A 7,756-nucleotide genomic window follows, 5' to 3' on the forward strand; every position below is an offset into this window, starting at 1 on the left:
TAATAGGTGTTACAGGAGGGGCGAATCCTTGACTGTAGCACCTTTTTTGTAAGAATAATATTTTTTGAAAAAATTTTCAAAAAGGGGTTAAGTTTATAACAGGTCGTCCGATATAGTAGTTGTAAGGCAAAGAAGTCAAGGCTTCCACCTTGAGGGGTTGCTAGGCTCCAGTGGAGCCTGTTTAGCAGCGACCGAGCCGGGAGGCGAGACAAGCTGTCAGCGGAGCTGACTGATGAGGGTGATTGTTTACTTAATCAAAAAAAATAAAATTTTTTTTCAAATAGGGGTTAAGTTTTAAAAACATCATCCGATATACATTTTGTAAGGAAGAGATGGCCATTTAAAATTGCCTCCGGCAATGGGCCACTCAGAGTAAGTGATTTCTTACATTACATGTAAGAAATGCACATACATTTTTTGTAAGGATAAATGAAACGGAATTCATTATCCCGAGAGTTACACCAAAATCAAATATCGCTTTCGATACAGGACAAGGATGTTAAGGATCGGAATAATCAAATCAGTTTCTATTTATCTATTGTAATCGCAATAGAATTTTTTCATGCGAACCTATAACTTTATATCATTGATAGTCTTTACGGCATGTCGCGCGAGTGCTGTGTTGATTATATAGGAGCAAAAGCTCCAGTAGTAATTTTAATAACAATCAAGTGCATAAGCACTTCTCCCAAGAAAGGATTCTAGGGAGTATCTACAAGGAGGTAGAATTTATGGTAGTACAACATAACATGCAGGCAAGCAATGCTTCAAGAATGCTCAACATCACATCAGGCAATCAGGCTAAGTCGACTGAGAAACTTTCTTCTGGTTACAGAATCAACCGTGCAGCAGATGATGCAGCTGGTCTTTCAATTTCAGAAAAGATGCGTAAGCAGATTAGAGGTCTTGATCAGGCATCTACAAACGCACAGGACGGTGTTTCTTCTGTACAGACAGCTGAAGGTGCTTTAACAGAAGTTCACTCAATGCTTCAAAGAATGAATGAGCTTGCAGTACAGGCAGCTAACGGAACAAACAGTGAGTCAGATCGTTCTTCAATTCAGGACGAAATCGATCAGCTTACAACAGAAATCGATCGTGTTGCTGAGACAACAAAATTCAACGAGACATACTTACTTAAGGGCGGCAATGGTGATAAGACATATCACGTACACGCTCATGATGCAGGTCTTGTAGGAACACTTTCAGAGAACACAACAACGGCTACATTCCAGATGAAGGCTCTTTCAGTTGGTGATTCTTACACAATCGGTGGAACAGCATATAGCATCGGTGCTACAAAGGTAGAACAGGCCCTATCTGTATTAACTGGTGGAAAAGAGACTGAAGAAGTTACAAAGAACGATGCAGCTACTAAGCTTAAAGATGGTGATACAATCACAATCGATGGCAAGAGCTACACAATCGTTGGTAGTGCTAATGATGCTGATATGGAGCAGGCTAAGATTACAGCTGCTAAGGTATTTAGTCTTGCAAGCGCAGGCTCAACAATTGGATTTAATGGAAAAGAAGTTACTGTATTCTCTCAGAAAGACGTAGATGTTGACCCTAACAACAAGTCATTAATTACAGCTACAAAGGCTTATAGCATGGTTCAGTCTGAACTTAAGGCTGCATCTTCAATTGGTGCAACAGGAACAGCTGCTACAGTAGCTGATGCTGGAGCACAGAAAGTTGGAGATAGTAATAATGCAGTTACATATCACAATTTCACAATTACACGTGGTTCTGTAACAACAAAGAATGACCTTTCATTCAACCTTCATGTTGGTTCTGATGCTGACATGACAAACAAGATTGGCGTTACAATCGAAACAATGAACTCTAAGAACCTTGGTCTTGATGGTATCAACGTATCTGATGATACAGGTAAGGCTGCTACATACGCAATCGACGCTATCGCTGATGCTGTAGCAAAGGTATCTGCTCAGAGATCTGCACTCGGTGCTGTTCAGAACAGATTAGAGCACACAATCGCTAACGTAGATAACGTAGTTGAGAACACCAACGCTGCTGAGTCTCGTATCCGTGATACAGACATGGCTGATGAGATGGTTAACTACAGCAAGAATAATATTCTTCAGCAGGCAGGCCAGGCAATGCTTGCACAGGCTAACCAGTCTACACAGGGTGTACTTTCAATCCTTGGCTAATCCTACATAGGATAAGAAAGCTTTGGAACATTAAGTTAAACAATTACTATTTATTCGTTTCGCGCAGACTAGTTTAAATACTAGTGAAATCGGGACTCCTAGAGGACCTAGGAGTCCCTTATTTCAAAAACAATTCCTCGGAAATGGATTTCAGAGCGTACATACACGGATGTATAGATAAAAGAACCTCCCCGTCGGAGGTTCTTTTTCTGTGCGTTTTTTCTTGCGCAGCTCGCTTTTACGGGAGTTTTCATTGTTCTGTCAGCAAGAAGTCACGCCCACATATTTAGATTTGAATTGCCGTTTGCACTTGACAAAATTACGGATATTCCGTAATATATGTACACGAATAATGTATGAAAGTGAAATAACAATGGCAAGTAAAGATGTAGCAACAAAGAAATACATGAGAAATCCAGTGATTTTTGCTGATTTTTTCAATGGACTAATATATGGTGGAAAGCAAGTTATAGACTGGGCTACCCTTGAAGAGATAGATACTTCGATGCTATCAATTATTCCAACAGGTAATCGCAAATCAAAATCAGTGCAGAAGTTTAGGGATATCATAAAAAAGTCCATAATTATGAAGAATGATAAGATTTTTTATGCTATACTTGGGATAGAGAACCAGTCTGACATACATTACGCCATGCCAGTCAGAGATATGCTATATGATGCTCTTGGCTATATGCGCCAAGTGGAGGAAATATCAGTATTCAATAAAATAGATGGTAAATGTTCTGCGGATAGTTATTTATCTGGATTTACTAAAACTGACAAGCTCATTCCTGTAGTCACAGTTACATTGTATTGGGGAGACAAATCCTGGGATGCACCTACATCCTTACAAGAAATGCTAACAGATGTGGATGATGCTGTTAGACCATTTATCAATGATTATAATATTAATTTGTTTTCTATTATCGATTGTGAGCAGCTTCCTAGTTTTAGTACTGAATTGCGGGAATTGTTTTCAATACTTAATACTAGGAATGATAAAACTAGAATGTATGAGCTGGTTCAAACTAACAATAAATTTACGAATCTTCAAAGAGATACAGCTGAATTAATTAGGGATTTTGCATCAGTAAAATTACCAAGAAAGAATTCAGGAGGTGGTTATAACATGTGTAAAGCGGTTATGGAACTTAAACAAGAGGGCATAGATTTAGGCTTACAACAAGGAATAGAGCGAGGAATGCAGCAAGGAATAGAGCAAGGAATACAGCAAACTCACTTGAGAGATATAAAGAACATAACAAACAAACTAGGGGTGAGTATAGATGAGGCATTGAAGATACTTGAGATCCCAGAGAATGAATGGGAAAAATACAAATCAATGCTGAAATGATATTGAAAAAACATTTTGATTAAGATAAAAGTGGAGAATTAAAAGTTGGAGACAATTACAGATGATGTAAAATTACAAATATCAAATAATATAAAGAATCTTTTAAAAGAAGAAAAGAAAACCAGGCGTCAGGTCTGCTCTGACTTAGGATTCAAATACACTACATTTTGTGATTGGACAAATGGAAATACTACACCCAACTATAGAGTTTTGGAGCAATTGGGAGAATATTTTCGAGTGGAACCCTGGTGGTTCTACGAGGACTCAGATGAATTCAAAAAGAAGCGAGCAAAGGTTTTAGCTGAGTATGCTTCCAGACTAAAAGATAAGATCGCTCCTGAATTAGATATATCTACTCTCTGTATCATTAAGGGGCGAAAAGAGATAATTGACCTGTTTAAATGGCTTCGCGACAATGGCAGAGATGATGATTTAGAGGAGTTACTACAGGGGGATAATGAGTTTATAGATTCACTATTAGCTGAATATAATAAAGTGTAGGCTATGCAGTTATAAGGCTTCCAGTGGGAGGGCCTTATTTTTTTGATAATTTATTCTAAAGTTTCCAAAATCTTTTCCGATAATTGTTATAGATGGAAACAGTATACAAAATGTATTTGTTGTCCATCTGGATAGTTATTTTTCATTTATCGCGCGGAAGAATAACTAGTCCACAATAGTACCTTTACAATTTAATAAGGGTAAACTACTTTAATTTCTTCCTTGATTACACGCGGAGGTTGGTCACTCCCTTGTAATATAGATACTGGAAATAAGCCTAAAGTATGTATGTTTCCATGTCATGAAACTAAATTAATTATAAGTAATGTTATGTAAGCAACTAATGCTTCTCTCATGAATGGAATCGTGAGAGTATCTACAAGGAGGTAGAAATTATGGTAGTACAACACAATATGCAGGCAGCTAATGCTTCAAGAATGTTAGGTATAACAACAACAGCTCAGGGTAAGTCTACTGAGAAACTTTCAAGCGGATTTAGAATCAACAGAGCCGCAGATGATGCAGCAGGACTTTCAATTTCAGAGAAAATGAGAAAGCAGATTCGAGGTCTAGATCAGGCTTCAACAAATGCATCAGATGGTATTTCTTCAGTACAAACCGCCGAGGGTGCCCTTACAGAAGTACACTCTATGCTTCAACGTATGAACGAACTAGCAGTTCAGGCTGCAAACGGTACAAATAGTGAGTCAGATAGAACAGCAATCCAGAACGAGATTGACCAGCTTACTACTGAAATCGACCGTGTTGCAGAGACAACGAAGTTCAATGAGACATACTTGCTGAAGGGCGGAAATGGGGACAAGGACTACAAGGTTCATGCCCATGATGCAGGTTTAGTTGGAACTCTAACAGAGAATACAACAAAGGCAACCTTCCAGATGAAGGAGCTAAAAGTCGGAGACACATACACAATTGGTGGCACTACATATTCAATTGGTGCTTCTGATGTTGCTGAGGCACTTCAGACAATCACAGGTGATAAGAATATCTCAGATTCATCTAAATCTAGCGACAAGCTACAGAATGGTGATGCAGTTACAATTGATGGTAAGAGCTACGTAATTGTGGCAGACGGCGAGCAGGACATGGAGCAGGCAAAGATTACCTTTGCTAAAATCTTCAGCTTAGCAAGCAATGGCTCGACAATTAGCTTCAATGGATTGGAGGCAACAGTATTCTCTCAAACAGGTACTGCTGATGAATATGTGGACCCTAACAATAAGGTTTTAGTTACCGCTAAGCAAGCTTACAAGATGGTTCGTACAGAACTCATTGCAGCTTCATCTATCGGTGCAACTCAGACAAGAGCTGCTATCGATGATCCACAGCCTACTAAGGTAGAAACTGGAAGTGGCGATAACAAAGCAACCTTTATGGCGTTCACAATTACAAGAGGCAATATCATTACAAAGAATGATTTAACATTCAACTTACATGTAGGTTCCGACGCTGATATGACAAACAAGATTGGTGTAACAATCGAGACAATGAATTCTAAGAATCTTGGACTCGATGGCATCAACGTATCCGATGATACAGGCAAAGCAGCAACTTATGCTATTGACGCTATCGCCGATGCGGTTGCAAAGGTATCAGCACAAAGATCTGCACTTGGTGCGGTTCAGAACAGACTAGAGCATAGTATAGCAAATCTTGATAACGTAGTTGAAAACACAGATGCAGCTGAATCACGTATCCGTGATACAGATATGGCTGAAGAGATGGTTACATACAGCAAGAACAATATTCTTGCTCAGGCAGGCCAGTCAATGCTCGCTCAGGCAAATCAGGCTACACAGGGTGTTCTTTCAATACTTCAGTAATTAGCGTGGCCAAACGCATTAGTACAATAAGCTTCGTAAACGGCTTAGTACTATCCACAAACTTGGGGTCCTTCGGGGCCCCTTTTTTTGAAGGCAGATATAATAAATATAGTCCCCACTTGAAATATACAAATAAAGAAAGTATAATAAATTAGGATAATATTTTTATCCGACTTTATTGTTTTGCCGCTTTATAGAATGCGGCCTATAGAATAGAAGGAGCCATATGAAGAAAGTAGAAGATTATATCAGGACTATTCCAGATTTTCCAGAACCAGGTATCATGTTCCGTGACGTTACAAGCATCTTACAGGATGCAGATGGATTTCAGCTTGCAATCGATGAGATGAAGAAGATTCTTGAGAATGTTGATTGTGATGTTATTGCAGGAGCTGAGAGCCGTGGTTTTATATTCGGCGCACCACTTGCTTATGCATTACACAAGCCATTCGTTCTTATTCGTAAGAAAGGTAAGCTTCCTTGCGAGACTATCGAGATGGAGTATGAGCTTGAGTACGGCACAGCTACAATTGAGATGCACAAGGACGCTGTTAAGCCAGGTCAGAAGGTTGTTATCGTTGATGATCTTATCGCTACTGGTGGTACAATCGAAGCTGCATGCAAGCTAGTTGAACAGCTTGGCGGCGAAGTAGTTAAGATTGTATTCCTTATGGAGCTTGCAGGTCTTAATGGTCGTGAGAAGCTTGCTAAGTATGATGTAGAATCAGTTGTAACATACGAAGGTAAATAAATATAAAGGCTTTTAGGCAGTACTAAATGTGCTGCCTTTTTTATTTTTCTAGAGGTAGATATGGAACTAAAAGAAATCGCACACATCAAGACAGGTTTTACCCAAAAGTTTGGTATTCCAAGACAAAGCGGTCTTGTGGATGAAGTAGGCTATGTCATATTCGAGCCAGAATTTAGAAACCCTACATTCATTGAAGGCATCATGGATTACGACTATCTATGGCTAATCTGGGGCTTTTCCAAGAATAAGCCACTAGATGGTGGCACAGTGAGACCTCCTAGATTAGGCGGTGAAAAACACATGGGAGTATTTGCCACAAGGGCACCTTACAGGCCTAATAATATCGGGCTTTCTTCAGTGCGTCTCTTAGAAGTAAAGGATACCGACGAAGGTCAGGTGCTCATAGTAAGTGGCGTGGACATGCTAGATGGCACTCCAATATACGACATCAAGCCCTACATTCCATATGCCGATGCACACCCTGATGCTAGAGGAGGATTTACCGATAACCTTTCAAAAGGTCAGCAGGTAAAGGTGGAGTTTCCAGACCATTTGCTAAAGCGCTTACCCAATGGTTTGCAGCAGTCAGCAATACAGCTACTATCACAGGACCCTCGAGCAGCCTACGACAGAGATAAGCGCAGAGAATTTAGAGTAGCATATCATGGCTACGATATAGTATTCCTGGCAACCGAAGAAGGCTTGCTTGTCACCGACGTGATCAATTGTTACCATTCACAGTAATTTTGGAGCGCGCCCGCCCATGCAGTAGCCCTCGGGGCTTTGTGGGGGATGCATTGCATGAATATTGCGTTTTTCTAATGGGCCATTTATGCATCTTTATTTACATGTGTCTTTTGCAGGCCTGTACAATTTTGAAAAAGGTTTTTGGGTGGGCGGACACAAAACATATTATAATTTGTACTTCTTAGGCTGAGGGAAACTTGGTTGATTTTGTAGTGCGCTTAGTAAAATAAAAGCAGGTTTTGCAATATATAAGCATGCGCTGCCATGGACGGCAGCGCAAGTGGTCACTTAAAACACGATGTTGAATGTGCCACGGTGATTATATATGCAAAACCTGCTTTGTTATTTTACTTAGCAAACGGAGTATGAAACCAAGTTCCCTCAG

Annotated in this window: 6 protein-coding genes; all 6 read left to right on the plus strand. The window is 39.8% G+C overall.

Annotated features, from left to right (window positions below):
* The first annotated feature begins 731 nt into the window (after positions 1-731).
* The 6 genes from T498_RS0110700 (at position 732) to tsaA (ending at position 7,368) form a co-directional block, all read left to right on the plus strand.
* Positions 732-2,174: a flagellin N-terminal helical domain-containing protein gene (locus T498_RS0110700; RefSeq protein ID WP_028235905.1), complete on the plus strand. Its 1,443-nt coding sequence runs from the start codon at positions 732-734 to the stop codon at positions 2,172-2,174.
* A 373-nt stretch (positions 2,175-2,547) separates the two neighbouring features.
* On the plus strand, positions 2,548-3,528 hold the full coding sequence (locus T498_RS0110705; protein WP_028235906.1) for an Rpn family recombination-promoting nuclease/putative transposase: 981 nt from the start codon (positions 2,548-2,550) through the stop codon (positions 3,526-3,528).
* Between the two features lie 45 nt (positions 3,529-3,573).
* A complete protein-coding gene (locus T498_RS16285; RefSeq protein WP_051524718.1) occupies positions 3,574-4,029 on the plus strand; it encodes a helix-turn-helix transcriptional regulator in 456 nt (151 codons plus the stop codon).
* 395 nt (positions 4,030-4,424) lie between these two features.
* Positions 4,425-5,873 (plus strand): flagellin N-terminal helical domain-containing protein, encoded by a 1,449-nt coding sequence (locus T498_RS0110715; RefSeq protein WP_028235907.1) that lies wholly within the window; start codon positions 4,425-4,427, stop codon positions 5,871-5,873.
* A 226-nt stretch (positions 5,874-6,099) separates the two neighbouring features.
* Positions 6,100-6,624 (plus strand): adenine phosphoribosyltransferase, encoded by a 525-nt coding sequence (locus T498_RS0110720; RefSeq protein WP_028235908.1) that lies wholly within the window; start codon positions 6,100-6,102, stop codon positions 6,622-6,624.
* A 60-nt stretch (positions 6,625-6,684) separates the two neighbouring features.
* A complete protein-coding gene (gene tsaA, locus T498_RS0110725) occupies positions 6,685-7,368 on the plus strand; it encodes a tRNA (N6-threonylcarbamoyladenosine(37)-N6)-methyltransferase TrmO (protein ID WP_028235909.1) in 684 nt (227 codons plus the stop codon).
* Positions 7,369-7,756: the final 388 nt, after the last annotated feature.

The organism is Pseudobutyrivibrio sp. MD2005 (assembly GCF_000621865.1).
Classification (GTDB): domain Bacteria; phylum Bacillota; class Clostridia; order Lachnospirales; family Lachnospiraceae; genus Pseudobutyrivibrio.

Excerpts from the sequence above, each read along its gene's own strand:
- T498_RS0110700 (WP_028235905.1), top strand. The coding sequence starts at position 732 with ATGGTAGTACAACATAACATGCAGGCAAGCAATGCTTCAAGAATGCTC.
- T498_RS0110705 (WP_028235906.1), top strand. The coding sequence starts at position 2,548 with ATGGCAAGTAAAGATGTAGCAACAAAGAAATACATGAGAAATCCAGTG.
- T498_RS0110720 (WP_028235908.1), top strand. The coding sequence starts at position 6,100 with ATGAAGAAAGTAGAAGATTATATCAGGACTATTCCAGATTTTCCAGAA.
- T498_RS0110715 (WP_028235907.1), top strand. The coding sequence starts at position 4,425 with ATGGTAGTACAACACAATATGCAGGCAGCTAATGCTTCAAGAATGTTA.
- tsaA (WP_028235909.1), top strand. The coding sequence starts at position 6,685 with ATGGAACTAAAAGAAATCGCACACATCAAGACAGGTTTTACCCAAAAG.